Source organism: Falsiroseomonas ponticola, assembly GCF_016805305.1.
Lineage (GTDB): Bacteria > Pseudomonadota > Alphaproteobacteria > Acetobacterales > Acetobacteraceae > Falsiroseomonas > Falsiroseomonas ponticola.
The window spans coordinates 180,876-201,084 of record NZ_JAERQN010000001.1 but is presented as its reverse complement, the minus strand read 5'-3'; the positions used below and the strand labels follow the sequence as shown (position 1 = coordinate 201,084).

At 71.1% G+C, this 20,209-nt stretch carries 21 protein-coding genes; 8 read left to right on the top strand and 13 right to left on the bottom strand.

Annotation, left to right across the window (positions count from 1 at the left end):
* Complete coding sequence (locus JJI54_RS00950; protein WP_203072274.1) at positions 1 to 1,332, bottom strand: LLM class flavin-dependent oxidoreductase; 1,332 nt, start codon at positions 1,330 to 1,332, stop codon at positions 1 to 3.
* Between the two features lie 23 nt (positions 1,333 to 1,355).
* Positions 1,356 to 2,147, bottom strand: coding sequence for a class II aldolase/adducin family protein (locus tag JJI54_RS00945; protein WP_203070047.1), 792 nt, complete (start codon positions 2,145 to 2,147; stop codon positions 1,356 to 1,358).
* A gap of 152 nt (positions 2,148 to 2,299) precedes the next feature.
* On the opposite strand from JJI54_RS00945, the gene JJI54_RS00940 reads away from it, so the two are divergent.
* Positions 2,300 to 3,016: a ribonuclease activity regulator RraA gene (locus JJI54_RS00940; protein WP_203070045.1), complete on the top strand. Its 717-nt coding sequence runs from the start codon at positions 2,300 to 2,302 to the stop codon at positions 3,014 to 3,016.
* Between the two features lie 103 nt (positions 3,017 to 3,119).
* Complete coding sequence (locus JJI54_RS00935; RefSeq protein WP_203070043.1) at positions 3,120 to 4,091, top strand: Bug family tripartite tricarboxylate transporter substrate binding protein; 972 nt, start codon at positions 3,120 to 3,122, stop codon at positions 4,089 to 4,091.
* Between the two features lie 48 nt (positions 4,092 to 4,139).
* On the opposite strand, the gene JJI54_RS00930 is transcribed toward JJI54_RS00935, so the two are convergent.
* Together JJI54_RS00930 and JJI54_RS00925 are read right to left on the bottom strand one after the other, a co-directional pair.
* Positions 4,140 to 4,793, bottom strand: a complete 654-nt coding sequence (locus JJI54_RS00930; RefSeq protein ID WP_203070041.1) for an aspartate/glutamate racemase family protein — start codon at positions 4,791 to 4,793, stop codon at positions 4,140 to 4,142.
* Positions 4,790 to 5,512, bottom strand: coding sequence for a maleate cis-trans isomerase family protein (locus JJI54_RS00925; protein ID WP_203070039.1), 723 nt, complete (start codon positions 5,510 to 5,512; stop codon positions 4,790 to 4,792). Before JJI54_RS00925 ends, JJI54_RS00930 begins: the two co-directional genes overlap by 4 nt.
* A gap of 104 nt (positions 5,513 to 5,616) precedes the next feature.
* Here JJI54_RS00925 and JJI54_RS00920 point away from each other — a divergent pair, with 104 nt between their 5' ends.
* From JJI54_RS00920 to JJI54_RS00900, 5 genes are all read left to right on the top strand, one after another.
* Positions 5,617 to 6,606 (top strand): DUF808 domain-containing protein, encoded by a 990-nt coding sequence (locus tag JJI54_RS00920; RefSeq protein WP_203070037.1) that lies wholly within the window; start codon positions 5,617 to 5,619, stop codon positions 6,604 to 6,606.
* A 32-nt stretch (positions 6,607 to 6,638) separates the two neighbouring features.
* Positions 6,639 to 6,950 carry a putative quinol monooxygenase gene (locus tag JJI54_RS32535; RefSeq protein WP_203070035.1) on the top strand — a complete coding sequence of 104 codons (312 nt, stop codon included), beginning with the start codon at positions 6,639 to 6,641 and terminating at the stop codon, positions 6,948 to 6,950.
* A 77-nt stretch (positions 6,951 to 7,027) separates the two neighbouring features.
* Entirely contained in the window at positions 7,028 to 8,488 is a 1,461-nt protein-coding gene (locus JJI54_RS00910) for a hypothetical protein (RefSeq protein WP_203070033.1), read from the top strand.
* Complete coding sequence (locus JJI54_RS00905) at positions 8,485 to 9,429, top strand: TAXI family TRAP transporter solute-binding subunit (RefSeq protein ID WP_203070031.1); 945 nt, start codon at positions 8,485 to 8,487, stop codon at positions 9,427 to 9,429. Before JJI54_RS00910 ends, JJI54_RS00905 begins: the two co-directional genes overlap by 4 nt.
* Positions 9,430 to 9,462: 33 nt before the next feature.
* Positions 9,463 to 10,008 (top strand): ureidoglycolate lyase, encoded by a 546-nt coding sequence (locus tag JJI54_RS00900; RefSeq protein WP_203070029.1) that lies wholly within the window; start codon positions 9,463 to 9,465, stop codon positions 10,006 to 10,008.
* Here JJI54_RS00900 and JJI54_RS00895 read toward each other — a convergent pair.
* Genes JJI54_RS00895 through JJI54_RS00870 form a run of 6 tightly spaced genes read right to left on the bottom strand, consistent with a single transcriptional unit; the run spans position 10,003 to position 16,163 of the window.
* Positions 10,003 to 10,740 carry a class II aldolase/adducin family protein gene (locus JJI54_RS00895; RefSeq protein ID WP_203070027.1) on the bottom strand — a complete coding sequence of 246 codons (738 nt, stop codon included), beginning with the start codon at positions 10,738 to 10,740 and terminating at the stop codon, positions 10,003 to 10,005. The two genes, JJI54_RS00900 and JJI54_RS00895, sit on opposite strands and share 6 nt — an antisense overlap.
* Positions 10,733 to 11,731, bottom strand: a complete 999-nt coding sequence (locus tag JJI54_RS00890; protein WP_203070025.1) for an ABC transporter ATP-binding protein — start codon at positions 11,729 to 11,731, stop codon at positions 10,733 to 10,735. Before JJI54_RS00890 ends, JJI54_RS00895 begins: the two co-directional genes overlap by 8 nt.
* Positions 11,728 to 12,699: an ABC transporter ATP-binding protein gene (locus tag JJI54_RS00885; protein ID WP_203070017.1), complete on the bottom strand. Its 972-nt coding sequence runs from the start codon at positions 12,697 to 12,699 to the stop codon at positions 11,728 to 11,730. Before JJI54_RS00885 ends, JJI54_RS00890 begins: the two co-directional genes overlap by 4 nt.
* Entirely contained in the window at positions 12,696 to 13,568 is an 873-nt protein-coding gene (locus JJI54_RS00880) for an ABC transporter permease (protein WP_164694689.1), read from the bottom strand. The genes JJI54_RS00885 and JJI54_RS00880 overlap by 4 nt, the downstream gene beginning before the upstream one ends.
* The gene (locus tag JJI54_RS00875) at positions 13,565 to 14,572 is read right to left on the bottom strand and encodes an ABC transporter permease (protein WP_203070016.1); all 1,008 of its coding nucleotides are present in this window, start codon (positions 14,570 to 14,572) and stop codon (positions 13,565 to 13,567) included. The genes JJI54_RS00880 and JJI54_RS00875 overlap by 4 nt, the downstream gene beginning before the upstream one ends.
* A 7-nt stretch (positions 14,573 to 14,579) precedes the next feature.
* A complete protein-coding gene (locus JJI54_RS00870) occupies positions 14,580 to 16,163 on the bottom strand; it encodes an ABC transporter substrate-binding protein (protein WP_203070014.1) in 1,584 nt (527 codons plus the stop codon).
* A 117-nt stretch (positions 16,164 to 16,280) separates the two neighbouring features.
* Here JJI54_RS00870 and JJI54_RS00865 point away from each other — a divergent pair, with 117 nt between their 5' ends.
* Positions 16,281 to 17,993, top strand: a complete 1,713-nt coding sequence (locus JJI54_RS00865) for an N-acyl-D-amino-acid deacylase family protein (RefSeq protein WP_203070012.1) — start codon at positions 16,281 to 16,283, stop codon at positions 17,991 to 17,993.
* Here JJI54_RS00865 and JJI54_RS00860 read toward each other — a convergent pair.
* Genes JJI54_RS00860 through JJI54_RS00850 form a run of 3 tightly spaced genes read right to left on the bottom strand, consistent with a single transcriptional unit; the run spans position 17,990 to position 20,204 of the window.
* A complete protein-coding gene (locus tag JJI54_RS00860) occupies positions 17,990 to 18,778 on the bottom strand; it encodes an alpha/beta fold hydrolase (RefSeq protein ID WP_203070010.1) in 789 nt (262 codons plus the stop codon). The genes JJI54_RS00865 and JJI54_RS00860 overlap by 4 nt on opposite strands.
* A complete protein-coding gene (locus JJI54_RS00855; protein ID WP_203070008.1) occupies positions 18,775 to 19,659 on the bottom strand; it encodes an MBL fold metallo-hydrolase in 885 nt (294 codons plus the stop codon). The genes JJI54_RS00860 and JJI54_RS00855 overlap by 4 nt, the downstream gene beginning before the upstream one ends.
* Positions 19,656 to 20,204, bottom strand: a complete 549-nt coding sequence (locus JJI54_RS00850) for a carboxymuconolactone decarboxylase family protein (RefSeq protein ID WP_203070006.1) — start codon at positions 20,202 to 20,204, stop codon at positions 19,656 to 19,658. Before JJI54_RS00850 ends, JJI54_RS00855 begins: the two co-directional genes overlap by 4 nt.
* Positions 20,205 to 20,209: the final 5 nt, after the last annotated feature.

Sequence of the window (20,209 nt, the reverse complement as noted above, 5' to 3'; positions counted from 1 at the left end):
TCACCAGCGGTGGCTGGCGGCCGCGTGGGTATCCGGCAGGCGCGGGCCGGCGCCGAACAGCTTCTCCCGGTAGGTGCCGGGGGCGTAGCCGGTCTTGAACAGGCCGCGTTCCTGCAGCACGGGCACGACCAGGTCGATGAAGGCCTCCAGGCATTCCGGCATGACGGTGCGGGAGAGGTTGAAGCCGTCCACATCGGCGTCGCGCATCCACCCCTCCAGCGCATCGGCCACCTGGTGCGGGTCGCCCACGATGGGGGGCTGGCGGCTGCCGAGGACGGATTGCTCCAGCAGCTTGCGCTTGGTCCAGGCGGGGCCCGCGACCTGCTTCATCGCCTGGACGTTGGACTGGATGGCCTGGGTGGGGCCGGCCTCGATCGGCTCATCCATGTCATATCGGGAAAAATCGATGCCGAGGGAGGCGGCGGCATGGGCCAGCGTCGCCTCCGCATTGGCATGGGTCGCGTAGTCCGCCAGCAGCGCGCGCGCCTCGGCCTCAGTGCGGCCCGTCACGATGGTGGCGCCGACGAAGACCTGGATGGGGCGTGGCGCGGCGCGGGCGCGGAGATCCGCCACCTGGCGCGCCACGATGGCGGGGCTGGTGCCGTTGACGAAGACGCATTCCGCGTGGCGCCCCGCGAAGGCGCGGCCACGGTCGCTGGCGCCGGCCTGGTAGAGCACGGGGGTCCGTTGCGGAGAGGGTTCGCAGAGATGCACGGCGTCCAGCCGGTACTGCTTGCCCTGGTGGCGGATGCGGCGCACGCGGGCGGGGTCGGTGTAGATGCCGCCCGCCTTGTCGCGCTTCACCGCATCATCGGCCCAGCTGCCTTCCCACAGCGCATAGACCGCCTCCATGTATTCCTCGGCCAAATCGTAGCGGTCGTCATGCTGCATCTGCGCGTCATGGCCCAGCGCGCGGGCGGCGCTGTCGAGGTAGCCGGTGACGATGTTCCAGCCGATGCGCCCGCCCGTCAGGTGGTCCAGCGAGGACATGCGCCGCGCGAAGAGGTAGGGCGCCTCATAGGCCAGGTTGCAGGTGACGCCGAAGCCGAGATGCGTCGTCACCGCCGCCATGGCGGGGATGGTGACGACGGGATCGATCAAGGGCACCTGCACGCCGCCGCGCAGCGCCGCATCGGCGCTGCCGCCCAGCACATCGTAGATGCCGAGCACATCGGCCAGGAAGAGGCCATCGAAGAGGCCGCGTTCCAGCAGCCGCGCCAGCTCCATCCAATGGGCGAGGCTGTTGTAGCCCGTGCTGCCGTCGCGCGGGTGGGTCCACATGCCCTGCTGGATATGGCCCGGCGTCGCCATGTCGAAGGCGTTGAGGCGCATCTGGCGACGTTGCGTCACGGCGTTCAGCTCCGGTAGCTGACCGGGTCCTTCTCGATCAGGCGGAGCGAGGCTTCCCAGGCCAGGTTGATGTGCGGGCTCGGCGGGTCCTTCGGCGCGAATTGCTGCGCGGTCTTGAGGCGCACTTCCTCCGGCGGCAGCACCAGCTTGGCGCCGCCGGCCAGCGCGGCGACCTGCGCCTGGCAGGCGCGCTCCAGGTAGTAGATCTGGTTCCAGGCATCGGGGATGGAGGTGCCGCCGACCAGCAGGCCGTGGTTGCGCAGGATCATCGCCTTGTGCGGGCCGAGATCGGCGACGAGGCGATCACGCTCATCGAGGTCGAGCGCGATGCCCTCATAGCCGTGATAGGCGAGGCAGCCGTAGAATTTCAGCGCGTGCTGGCTGATCGGCAGCAGCCCGTGTTCCTGGGCGGAGACGGCGATGCCGGCGGCGGTGTGGGTGTGGATGACCGCCACCAGATCCTCCCGCGCCATGTGGATGGCGGAGTGGATGGTGAAGCCGGCGGCGTTCACATGCAGGCCGCTGCGGCCCTCCGGTTCCAGGATGTTGCCGTCCACGTCGATCTTCACCAGGTCGCTGGCGCGCATCTCGTGGAACATCACGCCGTAGCTGTTGATGAGGAAATGGTGCTCCGGCCCCGGGATGCGGGCGCTGATATGGGTGTAGATCAGGTCCGTCATGCGGTGATGCGCGACCAGCCGGTAGAGCGCGGCCAGGTCGCAGCGGATCTTCCATTCCTCCTCGCTGATGCCGGCGGGGATGGGGCCAAGGGGAGGAAAAGGGGAGGCCATGTTCATGGGAGGGGTCTCGCGCTGGGATCGGGGGCGAGTGTCCCGCATCACGGGCGCGGCGGGAAGGGCCAGGAGGTCCGCCGGGGCTGGACGGGGTTCACGATCCGGCCCGACCATGTGCATGAAAGGGGCAACGAAGCCCCGTTGAGGAACGCATCATGGCCCTGAGCCCCGAGACCCGTGACAGACTGCGGAAGGTGAGCACCGCCACCCTGGCGACCGCCCTGTTCAAGCGCGGCTTCCGCACGCAGATGATCCAGGGCCCGCTGCCGCTGCACACGCCGACGGAGAGCATGGTGGGGGAGGCCTTCACCGTCCGCTACATCCCGGCGCGGGAGGACCTGAACACGCTGGAAGCCTTCCGTGACCCGAACCACCCGCAGCGCAAGGCGATCGAGGCCTGCCCGCCGGGCCATGTGCTGGTCTTCGACAGCCGGAAGGACGCGCGCGCGGCCTCCGCCGGCGCCATCCTGGTCGGCCGCCTGAAGGCGCGCGGCGTGGCGGGGGTGGTGACGGATGGCGGCTTCCGGGACAGCGCGGAGATCGCGGCACTCGGCATCCCGGCCTTCCACACCAGGCCCTCCGCCCCCACCAACCTGACGCTGAACCACGCCATCGACATCAACGTGCCGATCGGCTGCGGCGATGCGCCGGTCTTCCCGGGGGACGTGCTGGTGGGGGATTGCGACGGCGTCATCGTCATCCCCGCCCATCTGGCGGACGAGATCGCGACCGAGGCGACCGAGATGACGGCCTATGAGGATTTCGTGGCGGAGAAGGTGGCGGAGGGGCGGACGATCGTGGGGCTGTACCCCGCGACCAATCCGGCGAATCTGGAGGAGTTCAAGGGGTGGCGGGCGGCGAAGGGGCGGTGAGGTCCGTGGGGAAGGCGCTGCCTTCCCCACACCCCATCCGCCAGGCCCGAGACGGGCCTGGACCGTCGTGAGAAGCGATCAATCACAGGGAGGAACAAGAACGATGTATCGCCGTACGCTGATGGGCGCCCTCGCGGCGCCCGCCTTCATCCGGCCCGCGCTCGCGCAGCAGGATTGGCCGTCCCGCGCCGTCACCATCGTGGTGCCCTTCGCGACGGGCGGGCCCTCCGACCTCATCGCCCGCATCGCCGCCCAGCACATGCAGCAGACGCTGGGCCGGCCCTTCGTGGTCGAGAACCGGCCGGGGGCGACCGGGGAAGTGGGCGCGCGGCAGGTGATCCGCACGGCGCCGGATGGCTACACGCTGATGCATGCGCCGATCAGCACCTGGGCGATCAACGTCGCGCTGCGGCCGAACCTCGGCTACGACCCGACGACGCAGCTGACGCGCATCACCGTCACGGTGCGCACGCCGAACGTGCTGGTGGTGAACCCGCAGGCGGTGCCGATGCAGGATTTCGCGGGCCTCATCGACTGGATGAAGCGGAACGCGGCCACGGCCAGCTACCCCTCCTCCGGCGTCGGCTCCTCGGACCACCTGACGGCGGAGATGTTCAAGCAGGCCACGGGCACGGAGATGGCGCATATCCCCTACACCGGGGGCGGGCCGGCCATGACGAGCCTGATGGCGGGGACCACGCATATCTCCTTCCAGAACCTCGGCGCCGTCATCCCCCACATCCAGTCCGGGCGGCTGAAGGCGCTGATGGTCACGGCATCCCAGCGCACGCCCGTGCTGCCGGATGTGCCGACGGGGCAGGAGGCGGGGCTGCGCGACTTCGTCGTCTATTCCTGGCAGGCGCTGGGCGGGCCGCCCGGCATGCCGCCCGCGCTGGTGGAGCGGGTGCGGGACAGCTTCATGGGCGCGCTGCGCGTGCCCGCGACCGCACAGCGCCTGGTCGAGGCCGGCTTCGATATCGGCGGCGACACGCCGGAGGAATTCGCCACCTTCCAGGCGGGCGAGATCGCGCGCTGGAAGCGGGTGGTGGAGGCCGGGAACATCAAGCCGGAGTGACGTGCGATGGCTTGAGGCGGCTTCGCCGAAAAGCCTGAATCGCCCGTCTCAGCGTGGTGCGGCCCTTCGGACGGCCAGCCGTACCGCGGCGGGCACGGGCTCGATGATCGGGACGGCGAAGCGTGGGCGGAGCGCTTCCGCCACCGCGGCCAGCGGGCCGCCGCCGATGATCATGGCGTCGGCGCCGGTTTCGGCCAGCGCGGCGCGGGCGGTGGCTTCCAGCGCGGCCTCCAGCCGGGCGGGCTCCGCCATCAGCGCGGCGGCGGGGCCCTCCGTCAGGAAGGTGCCGGCATGGCGCGCGGCATGGCCGTACTGCGCCACGCGGGCATCGATGGCGGGCTTCAACAGGCCCGTCGTCGTGACGATGACGAAGCGGCCGGCCGCCGCGGCTTCCGCCATCGCGGCCTCCGCGATGCCGGTGAGCGGCACGGGGGCGGCGGCGCGGCTTTCGGCCAAGCCGGGATCGCCGAAGGCGGCGACGATGACGCCGGCAAAGGGGGAGAGGTCGGTCGCGCCGAGCAGCGCCTGCACGGCCTGGGCGCCCTCCGCCAGCTTTGCCGGATCGTCCAGCAGCGGCGCGCCGGTCGCGACCGTCGCGCCCTCCACCACCACGCCTTCCGGCGCCGCGCGCTGCGCGATCGCCGCCATCACCGCCGTGGTGCGGGTGTTGGTGTTGGGGTTGACCAGTAGCAGGCGCGTCACAGGCTGAACAGCCGGCCCCAGCCCTGGACGCGGGCGGGGTCGAGGCCCGCGACCGAGAGGCTCTTCCACACCGCGGTCGCGATACTGTCGAGGATGGGGATGCCGAGCTCCGCTTCCAGTTCCGCCACCAGCGGGCCGGCGCGGAGGTTGGTGCAGACCACCGCGATGGCGTCCGGGCGCTCCGCCGCCACGGCGCGGGTCATCGCGCGCAGCTGGTCTTCCGTGACCTCCGCGAAGGCGAAGTTGTCGCGGATGCCGGCATGGGCATCGCCCCGGCAGGCCAGGCCGTGGCGCGCATACTGCGCGACGATCTTCGCCTGCACGTCGTCGGTATAGGGCGTGACGTAGCCGAGGCTCTTCGCACCCAGCCGGTCCAGCGCCTCGTTCATCGCGAGGATGGAGGTGGTGGCGCGGATGCCCGTGGCGGCGGTGATGCGCTCGCAGAGGCGCTGATCCGTCTCGAAGCCGAGCCAGGTGGCGGAGGTGCCGTTCCAGGTGATGCAGTCCACCTTCGCATGGGCCAGCAGCTCCGCCGCCGCCAGGATGGCGCTGTCGTCGAACTGGGCGAGGGCGGAGGGGCTGAGCGCGATCTCCGTCACCTTGAAGCGGCCGAAATGGACCGAGACCTCCGGCAGCCCCGCGACCATCGCCTGGGTCACGGGCTCCAGCACCGTGTTGGAGGAGGGGGTGAGCATGCCGAGGCGGATTCGGTGGGTCATGCCCGGCAACCTAGCCTTGGATGTGAGGTCCGCAAACGCGGCTTTTCATTGACGCGCGGCGCCGGCCACGGCAGGGCAGGCGAAACGACGCCGCCGGAGATGCCGTGAGCACGGGCCTGATCGCGCTGCTGGATGATGTGGTGGCGCTGGCGAAGGTCGCCGCCGCCAGCCTGGACGATGTCGCCTTCCAGGCGGGCAAGGCGGGGGCCAAGGCGGCGGGCGTCGTCATCGACGACGCGGCGGTGACGCCGCGCTACGTCGTGGGCTTCGCGGCCAGCCGCGAATTGCCGATCGTCCGGCGCATCGCCATCGGGTCGCTGAAGAACAAGCTGCTGATCCTGCTGCCGGCGGCGCTGGCGCTCAGCCTGCTGGCGCCCTGGGCCATCACGCCGCTGCTGATGCTGGGCGGCGCCTTCCTCTGCTACGAGGGGGCGGAGAAGGTGCTGGAAGCCATCCGCCCCCATGCCGCCCATGCGCATGAGGAAGCGGTCGGCGCCGCGCCGGCCGACCCGGCGGCGCTGGAGGAGGCGCGCGTCGCCGGCGCCATCCAGACGGACTTCATCCTCTCGGCCGAGATCATGGCCATCGCGCTCTCCTCCATCCCGGAAAGCGGCTTCCTGGCGCAGGCGGCGATCCTGGCCGTGGTCGGCATCGGCATCACCGTCGTCGTCTATGGCGCCGTCGCGCTGATCGTGAAGGCGGACGATGCCGGCGTGGCGCTGGCGCGGGAGGAAGGCATCGCGATGCGGCTGCCCGCCGGTCTGCGGCCGGCGGCGCGCGCGCTGGGGCGCGGCCTGGTGAAGGGCATGCCGCCCTTCCTGAAGCTGCTCAGCATCGTCGGCACCGCGGCCATGGTCTGGGTCGGCGGCGGCATCCTGATCCATGGGCTGGAGGAATTCGGCGTGGCGGGGCCGGGGCATCTCTCCCACGACCTCTCCGCCGCGGCGGGGGCGGTGCCGGGGGTGGGTGGCGCGCTGGGCTGGCTGGCGGGCGCGGCCTTCGCCGGCGTGGTCGGGCTGGTGGCGGGGTTCGCGCTGATCCCGCTGGTGGAACGCGTGCTGGCCCCGCTGGCGAAGCGCTTCCGCCGGGCCTAGCCTTCCGGCCTGTCCAAGCAAGGAAGCGCCGCGTGATCCACGTCCTCGCCATCATCACGACGAAGCCCGGGATGCGGGAGGCGGTGCTGGAGGCCTTCCGCGCCAATATGCCGGCGGTGCATGCGGAGGAAGGCTGCATCGAATACGGCCCGGCCATCGATGCGGAGGGGATCGGCGCCATCCAGACCAAGCTCGGCCCCGACAGCTTCGTGGTGGTGGAGAAATGGGAAAGCCCCGCGCACCTGGCCGCCCACGCCGCCGCGCCGCATATGGCGGCCTACGGCGCCAAGGTGCGGGAGATGATCGCCAGCCGGGTGATCCATGTGCTGTCCCCGGCGGGATAGGGGTCCGATCACTCGATTGTATAAAGTATTTTAATGGCCAGTCGTGCTGATCTGTCCGGCGGAAGGGGACGATCGGCATGGCGGGGCAGGCGCGGCTGGTGGAGCGCCGGGAGCCGGTAATCGGCTGGCAGGCGCTGGCGCCCGAATGGCTGGCCCTGCCGGGCCGCAGCCTCGCGGGCCTGCCGGATGGCGCCAGGCCGCCGGAGCGGCGCGTGGCGCTGCTGCATCCCGGGCGCGGCGTCGCGCTGCTCGACCTGTCCTGGACGGGTGCCGCGCCGCCATCGCCGCGCGAGGCGATGGAGACGGTGGCGGCGCTGCGGCACCGCCTGGCCGTGGCGGGCTTCCCCCAGGTGTTTTCCGGCCATCTGCCGATCCTGCACCTGGTGCTGGAGGAAGCCGCGCTGCCCGGCCTGGCGCGGCGGCTGGAGGAGGCCTTCGCGGCGCTGCCGCCGCTCAGCCTGCCGCGCGGCGATGCCTGGATGGGCGCGCTGCAACGGGCGCTGACGACGCCGGCCCCCGCCGCCCCGGTCGAGCCGCCGGGGCATGGGGGGCGGTGGCGCATGGCGGGCCTCGGTGGGCTGGGCGTGGCGGGACTCGGCCTGGGGCTGGCGGTGATGATGCCGGAGGGGCCGGTGCCCCGGGCGGCGGAGGCATCCTCCACCGCCATGCCGCAGGCGGCGGTGCTGGCCGGGGAGGCCGGGAGCGACGGCGAGGCGCCGGCGGAGGGCGGTGCCCATCTGGCGGCCTTCGACCGCGCCCTGGCGGCGCTGGTCGCGAGCTACGGCGCCGAGTCCGGGGCGCGCGCCGAGCCGGTGCCGGAGCCGGAGGAGGCGCGGCTGCCGGCGTTGGCGGCGGAGACGCCACGCGCCGAGCCGATGCCGGAGCCCGATGAAGCGCCGCTGCCGGAGTTGGCGGCGGAGGCGCTGCGCGTCGAGCCGATGCCGGAGCCGGAGGAAGCGCGGCTGCCCGATCTGGCGGCGGAGGCGCCGCGCGCCGAGCCGATGCCGGAACCCGAGGAAGTACGCTTGCCGGACCTGGCGGCGGAGACGCCGCGCGCCGAGGCGATGCCGGAGCCGGAGGAGGCGCGGTTGCCGGACCTGGCGGCGGAGACGCCGCGCGCGGAGCCGATGCCGGAGCCGGAGGAAGCACGCTTGCCGGAGCTGGCGGCGGAGATGCCGCGCGCGGAGCCGGTACCGGAGCCGGAGGAAGCACGCTTGCCGGCGCTGGCGGCGGAGGCGCCGCGGGCCGAGCCGGCGGCCGCGCCCCGCGTGGCGGCGCTCGACCCCCGCCTGGTCGAGGCGCTGCTGGCCCGGGGCCAGGCGATGATGGCGCAGGGCGACATTTCCGGCGCGCGGCTGCTGTTCGGCCGCGCGGCGCAGGCCGGCAGCGCGGAAGGGGCCGCCGCCATGGCGCGGAGCTTCGATGCGGCGGTGCTGGCCGCGCTCGGCGCGCGCGGCATCCGCCCCGATGCCGCCCAGGCCGCCTTCTGGCAGCAACGCGCCGCCGAACTCGGCGCCGCAAGGCGGGAGAGCCCATGACGCGACGACGCAGCCTTCTGACCGCGGCGGCCACGCTGCTGGCCGCGCCCGCCCTGGCGCAGGGCAACCCCGTGGCGCTGCTCAACGCCATGGCGGCGCGGGCGAATGCCGGCACGGTCGGCATCGTCGCGGGTGGCGTGGACGGCACCTATATCCGCATCGCCGCCGACCTGGCCGCGGTGCTGGACGATGCGGAGAGGCTGCGCGTCATCGCCATGATCGGCCGCGGCAGCGTGCAGAACATCGCCGACATCATGGTGCTGCGGGGCGTGGACCTCGGAATCGTGCAGTCCGATGTCCTGGCCTATGCGCGGCGGGAGCGGCTGTTCCCCTCCGTCGAGCGGCTGATCCAGTATGTCTGCAAGCTGTATGACGAGGAGATCCACATCCTCGCCGCGCCGGGCATTGCCTCGGTCCAGGACCTGGCGGGGAAGGCCGTGAATGTGGACCTGCCGGGCAGCGGCACGGCGATGACGGCGTCCCTCGTCTTCGACGCGCTCGGCCTGCGGGTGCGGGAGGAGAATGCGCCGCAGGACGCCGCGCTGGAACGGCTGCGGCGTGGCGAGATCGCGGCGCTGGTCTATGTCGCGGGCAAGCCCGCGCGGCTGTTTGCCGGCGTCCGGCCGGAGGAGGGGCTGCGCCTGCTGCCGCTGCCGGCGGAGCCCGCGCTGCTCGACACCTACCTGCCCGCGCGGTTCGAGCGCGCGGATTATCCCGCGCTGGTGCCGGAAGGCGGGATGGAGACGATGGCGGTGGGCGCGGTGCTCGCCGTCTATGCCTGGGCGCCGGGGACGGAGCGGCATCGCAAGGTCTCCCGCTTCGTGGACGCGCTGGCGGAGCGCTTCGACGCCTTCCTGCGGCCGCCGCGGCACCCGAAGTGGCGTGAGGTGAACCTCGCCGCGGAGGTCCCGGGCTGGACGCGCTTCACGCCGGCGCGCTGACGGCTATCCTGCCCCCGCAACGGGGAGCGGGCGATGCGGGTGATCACGCTGAGGGCCGAGGCGGCGACGGCGGAGAATGTCGCGCCCTTCGGCACGCTGATGGGCCCGACCGCGCCCACGCCGGTGATCCGCAGCCCCTTCTATGGCGATCGCGTCGCGCTGCGGAAACCCGGCCGCTTCGTGGCCGACGACACGCTGGAATTCACCGTCGCCACGCTGGAACGCCGCCCGCTGCGCGCGGTGTGGATGGAGCGCCACTTCCTGCACACGCAGAGCTTCTTCCCCCTCGGCGGCCGGCCCTTCCTGATGGTGCTGGCGCCGCCCGGGGAGGGCGAGGTGCCGGTGCTGGAGGAGGCGCGCGCGCTGGTCTTCGACGGCAGCGCGGGGCTGATGCTGCACCTCGGCACCTGGCATGAATTCCCGCTGGCGCTGGTGGATGCGACGAGCCTGATCATCGCCATCCGGCGCGACACGGCGCGGGACCTGCAGCATGTGCAGGGCAATGAGGCGCGGGGCCCGGACCTGGACAAGAAGGACCTGGCCGCGCGGCTGGGGGTGACGATCAGCGTCGAATTATAGTCGGGCGATGCTGGCGAGCTCCGCCGCCAGCCAGGGCCGCGCGGCGATGGCGCGGCGGAGGTAGTGGTCCCAGCGCAGGCCGAGCACCTTGTCCGAGAGCAGGAAGCGCTTCGCCTCCTGCGCCGTGGCGTCATCGACCAGCGACAGCGGCTTGCCCGCGGCGGCGGCCATGGCGCCGAGCTGGATGCGGCAGGCGTCGTCCAGCATGATGGCGCAGTGCACGGCCTCCCGCACATTGCGCCCGACGACGAGCGTGCCGTGATTGGCGAGCAGGAGGGCGCGGCGCGGGCCGAGGGCGGCGGCGAGCTCCACGCCCGTCTCCACCGTATCGACGATGCCGCCATATTCCGCATGCAGGGCGCAATCCTCATGGAACATCAGCGCGGACTGGAACAGCGGCAGCAGCGGCGTACCTGTGGCCGTCAGCATCACGGCGTTCAGGCTGTGGGTGTGGATGACGCAGCCGATATCGGGTCGCGCGCGGTAGAGGCCGGTATGGATGACGAGGGAGGGGTTGATCTTCCCGCCGTGGAGGACCTTGAGGTCCATGTCCACATGGCGGAGATCGTCGGCGCGCACTTCCTCGAACCCCTGGCCATAGCCATGGCACCAGAAGGTCTCGCCGCCGGGCTGGCGCGCGGTCAGGTGGCCCGCGATGCCGGCATTCTGCCCGTGCACATCGAGGATGTGGTAGGCGGCCAGTAACTCGCGCCGCAGCGTCGCCTCATCCATGGGCATCCTCCAGCGCGGGAATCCGGTTGGCGCCTTCCGCGATGCGCAGGCAGGCGGCGCGATGCGCGGCATCGCCCGCGACGGCATCGAGGCGCGGGGTTTCCGTGCGGCAGCGCGGCACCGCGACGGGGCAGCGGCTGGCGAAATGGCAGCCGGGCGGCAGGTTGATGGGCGAGGGGATCTCCCCCTGCAGCACGTGGCGCTTCAGCACGGCGTCGGGGTCCGCCGGCAGATGCGCCGACATCAGCGCCTGCGAATAGGGATGCGCGGCGTCGGCGAAGACCTGCGCCGTCGGCGCATATTCCACGACGCTGCCGAGATAGAGCACGAGGATGCGGTCGCTGATCAGCTTCACCGTGCCGAGGTCGTGGCTGATGAACATCATCGCCGCGCCCGTCTCCGCCTTCAGCTCCGCCAGCAGGTCGAGGATGCCGGCGCGGACGGAGAGGTCGAGGGAGGAGGTGGGTTCGTCCAGCACGATCAGCTTGGGGCTGGTCGCGATGGCGCGGGCGATGCAGACGCGCTGGAGCTGGCCGCCGGAGAGTTCGGCCGGGAAGCGCGTAAGGAGTTCGGGCGTGAGCCTCACGCGGATGGCCAGGGCTTCGGCGCGGTCGCGCCGCTCGGCGGCGGAGAGCCTGGTGTGCAGCTTCAGCGGTTCGGCGATGAGATCGCCGATGCGGATGCGGGGATTGAGGGCGGACCAGGGGTCCTGGAACACCATCTGCATCTCCGCGCGCAGCGGGCGGCAGGCGGATTCGGGCAGGTTGGTGATGTCACGCCCGCGGAAGCGGATGGTGCCGCCGGTCGGCGAGAGCAGCCGGATGACGCTGCGGCCGATGGTGGATTTGCCGGACCCGCTTTCGCCGACGACGCCGAGCGTCTCCCCTTCCCGGATCGAGAAGCTGACGCCGTTGACGGCATGCACCTTCACCTGGCGCGAGACGTCGAAATGCTTGACCAGGCCTTCGACTTCGAGGACGGGGGCGGTCATGCCGCCACCCGGTGGCAGCGCGCGACATGGCCCTCGCCAAGGGCCACGTCGGGCGGCGTGGTGGTGCAATCCGCCCCGGCCTGCGGGCAGCGATCCTGGTAGGGGCAGCCGGGCGGCAGGGCGCGGAGGTTGGGCGGCGGGCCGCCCACGGTGCGGGTCGCGCCGAGGCGCAGGCGCTCCGGCGTCGCGCCGATCAGGTTGACGGTGTAGGGATGCGCGGGGCGGCGGAAGACCTGGCGGACGGGGCCGCTTTCGACGATCGCGCCGGCATACATCACCGCCATCTCGTCGCAGTAATGCGCGACCACGCCGAGGTCGTGCGTGATGATCATGGCGGCGATGCCGGTGCGCCGCACGAGGTCCCGCAGCAGGTCCAGGATCTGCGCCTGCACCGTGACGTCGAGGCCCGTGGTCGGCTCATCCGCGATCAGCAGCCGCGGTTCGTTCATCAGCGCCAATGCGATCAGCACGCGCTGCGCCATGCCGCCGGAGAGTTCGTGCGGCCAGGCCTGCATGCGCCGCGCGGGATCGGGAATGCCGAGCGCGCCGAGCGTCGCGATGGCCTTCTCCCGCGCCTCCGCCACCGAGCCGCCGCGATGGGCGCGGCGGATGCGGATGAGCTGGTCGCCGATGCGCGACAGGGGATCGAGCGAGGATTTCGGGCTCTGCACCACCAGCGCGATGTCGCGGCCGCGCAGCGCGTTGAGGTCGTCATCCGGCATGGCGAGCAGATCCTGCCCCTGGAACAGCGCGCGGCCGCCCATGATGCGCGCGGGCGGGCGGAGCAGGCCCATGATGGAGGTGGCGGTGAGCGACTTGCCGGCGCCGGTTTCGCCGACAAGGCCCAGGATGCGCCCGGCATCGAGGGAGAAGGAGACGCCGTTCAGCGCCTTCGCCACCTGGATCTCGTTGTCCAGGTCGCGCGAGATGAAGTGGGTGTGGAGATCCTCCACGCGCAGAAGGCTCATCGCGTGGCTGCCTTCCGCCGCGGATCGAGCAGGTCCTGCAAGCCGTCGCCCAGCATGTTGAGGCCGAGCACCATCAGGATCAGTGCGATGCCGGGGAAAACGCCGACCCACCACTGGCCGGTGACGAGATATTCCGCGCCCTGCCGGATCATCGCACCCCATTCCGGCGTCGGCGGCTGGATGCCGACGCCGAGGAAGGCCAGCGTCGCGCTGATGCGCACGGCCCAGGCCGCGCGCACCGCCGTCTGCGCCATGGCGCCCTGCAGGGCATTGGGCAGGATATGGACGAAGAGGATGCGCCAGGTCGGATTGCCGGCGGAGACGGCGCTTTCGACGAAGGTGGAATGGCGCAGCGCCAGCACCTCCGCCCGCACCACCCGGGCGAAGACGGGGCTGTCGAGGAAGCCGATCACCAGCACCACGTTGAGCAGCGAGGGACCGGCCGCGGCGACCACGGCGAGGGCCAGGATGATGGAGGGGAAGACGCGCAGCGCATCGAAGAAGCGCATCGCGATCTCATCGAACCAGCCACCGCGATAGCCCGTATAGAGGCCGAGCGGCACGCCGGCGAGCAGCCCGACGAGCACGGCGGGGATGGCGATGCCGAAGGCCCAGCGCGCGCCGGCGATGACGCGGGAGAAGACATCCATCCCGTTGCCGTCGGTGCCCATGAGATGCGCGCCGCCCGGCGCGGCCAGCACGTTGCGGGGCTGCGCGAATTCCGGGTCGAAGGGCGCGATCCAGGGCGCCAGCACGGCCATGACCGCGAAGCCCAGGATGATGAAGACGCCGGCCGCGAGAGTCGGGCTGCGGCGGGAGATGCCGCCGATGCGCCGGACCCAGCGGGGGGAGGCGATGGTGGCGCTCATGCCGCGCGGGGCTCCGTCAGCGTGACGTAGATATCGACCACCAGGAAGACGAGGACGGAGAAGAGCGCCAGCATCAGCACATAGCCCTGCACCGCGGCGAAATCGCCCGCGATGATGGCCGACAGCCCGTATTGCCCGAGCCCGCCCCAGGCGAAGACGTATTCGATGAGGGAGGTGGTGCCGACCAGGCCCGTGATCTCCGTGCCGATGAAGGTGACGATGGGCGTGGCGCTGTTGCGCAGCGCCATGGCGCGGATCTCCCGCTTCGGCAGTCCCTGGGCGCGGGCGTAGCGGATATAGTCGCTGGCCAGCACCTCCAGCGCGATGGCGCGGGTCTGCTTGATGATCGGCGCCGCGGAGATGATGGCGACGCAGAGCACGGGCAGGATGAGTTGCGAGGCGGCGGAGGAGGCGACTTCCCAGTCGGCGGCGATGAGGCCGTCGATCAGGTAGCTGCCGGTGACGCGGGGCGGCGGTTCCAGGAACAGGCTGATGCGCCCCATGCCGGGCGGCGCCCATTCCAGCAGGTAGAAGAAGACGAAGAGCATGATGAGGCCGAGCCAGTAGGTCGGCACGGAGAAGCCGAGCAGGGAGAAGAAGCGGCTCAGCTGGTCGAAGGCACGGTCGGGCCGGAAGGCGGCGCGCAGCCCCACGGGGATGCCGATGCCCGCGCCGATCAGCACGCCCCAGGCCATCAGCTCCAGCGTTGCCGGCGCGCGGTCCAGGATCTCCGCCAGCACCGGCCGGTTGCTGAGCCAGGAGGCGCCGAGATCGCCCTGCACGACCTTGCCGAGATAGACGCCGAACTGCACCCAGATCGGCTGGTCGAGCGCGAGCGAGGCGCGCACCAGCTCGATCTCCGCCGCCGTCGCGGTGGGGCCGGCCAGCAGGCCCACGGGGTCCTGCCCGCTGAGGCGCACCAGCATGAAGGTGCCCAGCAGGATCACGAAAAGCAGCGGCACCACCAGGACCAGGCGCCGCGCCAGCATCCGCCCGATCGGCATGGGTGCGTCAGGCCACCTTCAGATCGTACCAGCGCTCATGCTCATCCGGATGCGGGCACCAGCCGGAGATGTTGCCGGCCATCGCCTCCCACACCGTGGGATAGACGGTGACGATCCAGGGCGCCTCCTCCATCCAGAGCTGCTGGGCCTGGCGCATCAGCTCGTTCCGCCGCGGCACGTCCAGCGTCTGGCGCGCCTCGTCGATCAGCGCATCCATGCGCGGATCGGCGAAGCGGGCGCGGTTGGAGACGCCCTGCGAATGGGCGAGCAGGAAGGTGGCATAGACGGGGTCGAGGACGATGGGCCCGTCCTCGAAGGAGAACATCGGCATGTCCTGGCGGTTGGGGGCGCCGCGGGCGCGCATGTCGCTGTCGCTGATCCGCACGGCGCGCGCCTTGACGCCCACGGCCTGGAGCTGGGCGGCCACCTGGATCGACATCGGCTCCTCCCAGTTGAAGATCTGGGAGTAGAGGATTTCGACCTGTTGGTCGAAGTTGAAGTTGGCCTGGGCGAGCAACGCGCGGGCCTTGGCGGGATCGTAATCGTAGTTGAAGAAGCTCGGGTCGTAGCCCGCGACGATGGGCGGGACGATGGAGCGCGCCTGTTCCGCGAAGCCGAAGAAGACGCCCTGGATGAGCGCCGGCTTGTCCACGGCATAGTTGAAGGCCTGGCGCACCAGCTTGTTGTCGAAGGGCGGGAAGCGGACATTCATCCGCACGGAGGAGATGGTGCGGCCGAAGCTGTCCTGCGTCTTCACGCGGCGGTCGCTTCGCAGCTCCGCCACCTGCTGCAACAGCGGGCGATGGATCCACTGCACCTGGCCGCTGCGCAGCAGCGTGATGCGCGACGCGGCGGAGGGCACGGCGCGATAGACGACGCGGGTGAAGTAGGGCTGTTCGCGGAAATAGTTGGGGTTGGCGACGAAGACGGCCTGTTCGCCGGCGCGGATCGATTCCAGGTGATAGGCGCCGAAGCCCGCCGTGTTCGTCTCCATCCACTTCAACGCCCAGGGGTCTTCCGGCGTCGCGTGCTTCTTCACCTCCGTGCTGTCATAGACCGCCGGCAGGTAGAGCGTGAGCGCGCTCAGCAGGATCATGCTGGGGGCGGAGAGGGTGAACTCGACCTCGTATTTCGAGATCGCCTTCACGGCGGTGACGTTGGAGACATTGGCGATGAAGGCGCCGGTGCGGCGCTGGGCGAAGGACTTGGCCCAGCCCCATTCGACATCGGCCGCCGTCATCTCATTCCCGAAGAAGCTGCGCACGCCCTGGCGGAGCTTGAAGACCCAGGTCTTGCCGTCCGGCGAGGTCGTCCAGCTTTCGGCGAGATGGCCTTCGATGACATCGGGGTTCAGATAGGGCCGGCCGTCGCGGATCACGCGGCCATAGCGCGTCAGCCCCTCATAGACCTGCACCACGGTTTCCTGCGTGCCGGGGCGCAGCGCGTCGCCGTCGAAACCCTCCGGCGCGCCGGGTGCGGCCAGCAGCAGCGTGCGGCCGGCGCGCGGCTGCGCCAGGGCGGGGGTGGCCAGCGGTGCACCGGCCGCCATGGCCATGGTGCCGAGCAGGATGTCGCGCCGTTCGATCGCCATTGGTCTGTTCCCCCGTCGCCCCGGTCACAGCCGGAGGATCGGTCCCCGATCCCCGTTGCCATCCCGCGCGGCCGGGGCCATTGTCCGGACAACCTCGATCCTTGGCAAGGAGCCTTCATGCACGACCTGGTCATCCGCGGCGGCACCATCGTGGACGGCACGGGGGCGCCCCGCTTCACCGGCGACGTGGCGATCGATGGCGACCGCATCACGCAGGTCGGCGGCAAGGCGGGCCCCGCGAAACGCGACGTGCAGGCCGAAGGCCGCATCGTCGCCCCGGGCTGGGTGGATGTGCATACGCATTACGACGGGCAGGCCACCTGGGACCCGGTGCTCGCCCCCTCCGTCTGGCATGGCGCGACGACGATCCTGTTCGGGAATTGCGGCGTTGGCTTCGCTCCCGTGCGCAAGCGCGATCACCAGGCGCTGATCGATTTGATGGAAGGCGTGGAGGACATTCCCGGCATCACGCTGGCCGAGGGGCTGCAGTGGAACTGGGAGAGCTTTCCAGAGTATCTCGATGCGCTGGACGCCATGCCGCGCACCATCGATGTGGCGGCGCAGGTCGCGCACCACCCGCTGCGCGTCTACGTCATGGGCGAGCGCGGGCTGAACCGCCAGGCCGCGACGGATGACGACATCGCGGAGATGGCCAGGCTGACGGAGGAGGCACTGCGCGCCGGCGCCTTCGGCTTCACCACCAGCCGCACCGACCAGCACAAGACGCCGACGGGCGATCTGGTGCCCGCGCGCTATGCGGAGCATCGGGAATTGCTGGCGATCGGCCAGGCCATCGGCCGTTCGGGCCGCGGCACCTTCGGCATGCTGAGCGACTTCGAGGATGAGGCCGCGGAATTCGCCTGGCTGCGCCAGGTGGCGGCCAGCACGCAGCGGCCGGTGTGGTTCCTGCTGACGGATCGCAACGCGGACCCCGGGCGCCTGCAGCGGCTGCTCGGCCATGTCCGCGCGGCGCGGGCGGATGGGTTGCCGCTGGCGGCGCAGGTGGCGTCGCGGCCGGTCGGGCTGATCCTCGGCCTGACCACCTCGCTCAACCCCTTCGCGCTGCGTGAAAGCTTTCACGAACTGGCGCATCTGCCGCCGGCGGAGCAACTCGCAAAACTGCGGGAACCGGCGGTGCGAGCGAAGATCCTGGCGGAGGAGGCGTCTCCGCGCCTGCTGCATATGGTGCCGCCGCTGTCGCGCCAGATCGCGACGCGCTGGGACCAGATGTTCGCCCTCGGCGACCCGCCGGACTACGAGCCGCCGCCGGAGCGCAGCATGGCCGCGATGGCCGCCGCGGCGGGGCAGGACCCCGTGGCCTTCTGCTACGACTACCTGACGGGCGGCGATGGCGGGCGGATGCTGTATTTCCCCGTCGTCAACTATGTCGGCGGCGACTTCAATCGCCTGCACGGGCTGCTGCAGGACCCGCATACGGTGGTGGGGCTGTCGGATGGCGGCGCGCATTGCGGCGTGATCTGCGATGCCTCCATGCCGACCTTCGGCCTGACGCATTGGACGCGCGATCGCCAGCGCGGCGATCGCCTGCCGCTGGAATTCGTGGTGCAGCGCCAGACCAGCGGCACGGCGGATTTCTTCGGCTTCCATGATCGCGGGCGCCTCAAGCCCGGCCTTAAGGCCGACATCAACGTCATCGACCTGGACGGGCTGCGCCTGCACCATCCGGAGATGATCTACGACCTGCCCGCCGGCGGCCGCCGCCTGGTGCAGCGCGTGGATGGCTACGACATGACCCTCGTCTCCGGCGTGCCCATCATGGAGCGTGGCGCGGAGACGGGGGCGCGGCCGGGGCGGCTGGTGCGTTCCTAGAGCCGGTCGAGGAAGCCGAGCACGGCGTCGGCCATCAGTTCCGGGGTCTGGATGGCCATGAAGTGGCCGCTCTCCACCTCCCGGAGCTCGGCGCCGGCGATGGCCTCGGCTACGGGCCTCACGCGTTCCGGCGGCCGAGTCAGGTCATGCTTCGCGGCCAGCACCAGCACGGGGCAGGCGATGCTGGCGAGGTCGGCCGTCATGTCGAGATCGGCCAGCATCCGCGCCGTGGCGGCCTGGCCGGCGGGATCGACGCCGAGGCGCGAGGCGCGGCAATGCGCGAAGCGTTCGGCATCGCCGCGCATGGCGGGCGGGTAGCTCGTCTGAAGGCCGGTATCGACGACGGCGCGGGCGCCCTTCGTCTCCATCTCCTGCGCCCGGGCCAGCAGCGCGACGCGAGCGGCTTCGTTCACGCCCGTGGCGGGAGAGGAGACGACGACGCCGCGGACGCGGCCGGGATGCGCGGCGGCGATGTGCAGCGCGAGAGCGCCGCCGACCGCCATCCCCACTGTCACGACGGGCTGCGTGATGCCGAGCGCATCCAGCAGCGCGACCGCGTCATTGCCCTGCGCGGGCATGGTCAGCGGCGTGCGCGGCTTTTCCGACAGGCCCGCGCCGCGCTGGTCATAGCGCAGCACGCGGCAGCGCGGTGCCAGCAGCGGCAGCATGAAGTCCCAGCTTTCCAGGCTGCCGCCCATCTCATGCAGCAGCAGCAGCACGGGGCCATCGCCGCCCGTGTCGTGGTAGCGCAGCGCGGCGCCGTCCAGGTCGATCCAGCGCATCATGGCGTGTCTCCGTCGAGGTCGAGCGTCCAGGCATCCGGCACCAGGCGATAGCCGGAGCCTTCGCGCGCGACATGCGCGAAGGCGGGGAAGTGCAGGTGCATGCCCGCGATGGCGAGCCGGTCCGTCGCGACCTGGTCGAGGATGCGGCGGCGCGTGGCGATGGCCAGCGCCGGGTCGGTATCCACCTTCATCGTGACTTCGGGCCGCGCGATCTGCACTTCCGGGACATGCACGATGTCGCCCCAGATCAGCAGGGACTTTCCCTGCGATGACACCATGAAGCCGGTATGGCCGGGGGTGTGGCCCGGCAGCGGGATGGCGGTGACGCCGGGGAAGACCTCGCCCTGCGTGAACGGCGCCATGCGGTCGCGATAGGGGCGCAGGCGGTTGCGCGTCTCGATGAACATGGCCTGGCGCTGGGCGGGGTCAGGCAGGCGCATCATCGCCTCGTCGCTGTCCCAATGCGCGAGTTCATCGGCATGGACGTGGAGCGTAGCGTTCGGGAAGGCGGCATTGCCCGCGCTGTCGGCGATGCCGCCCCAATGGTCGCGATGCAGATGCGTCATCAGCAGCGTGTCCACTGCGGCCGCCGCGACGCCCGCCTCGGCCAGGTGCTGCGCGACGAAGCCGACGGTGGGACGCACGCCCTGGCCGAGGCCCGCATCGACCAGCGCGATGCGGCTGCCATGCCGGATCAGGAAGGCATTGACCGCGGTGCGCCGCGCCGGGCGGAAGGAGGCGGCCAGCAGCGCCGTCGCCTCCTCCGCGCCGATGCCATCCATCGAGGAGACGGGCGCATCCTGGTGGCCGTCATGCAGCGCGGTGACGAGGATCTCGCCGACGCGGCGGTGGAAGACGCCCGGGACCTGCGTGGCGATCATGCGGGCAGGGGATGCGCGAGGAGATAGGGCATGTAGTCCGGCTCCACGTCGATCTCCATGGTCCCGAGGAAGCGCACCAGGCCGCAATAGGTCGCGATGATCAGCGTGAGTTCCACCAGCGCCTCCGCATCGAAATGCGGGCGCAGCGCGTCGAAGGTGGCGGTGGACATGGCGGGGCCGTGCCACATCTCCCGCGCGCCCTGCAGCACCAGCTTCGCCAGCGGCTCCAGCGCGGAATCGCCGCCGGCGGTCTCCACGCCGATGGCGCGGATATCGGCCTCCGTGCAGCCGAAATCCTGGCTGATGCGGACATGGTGCGACCATTCATAGGGGCTGCGCGCCAGCCAGCCGATCTGCAGGATCGCGAGTTCCCGCAGCCGTGCATCCAGGCGGCTGGCGTGGCGGATATGCATGGCGAGGCCGGTGAAGGCGCGCGCCAGGCCGGGGCTGTGCGCCAGCAGGCGGTTGAGTGCGATATCGCGCTTCAGCAGGTCCTGGTCGTGATCGGGGAGGTCGGCGCGGGTGAGGTAGGGGAGGCGGGCCATGATGA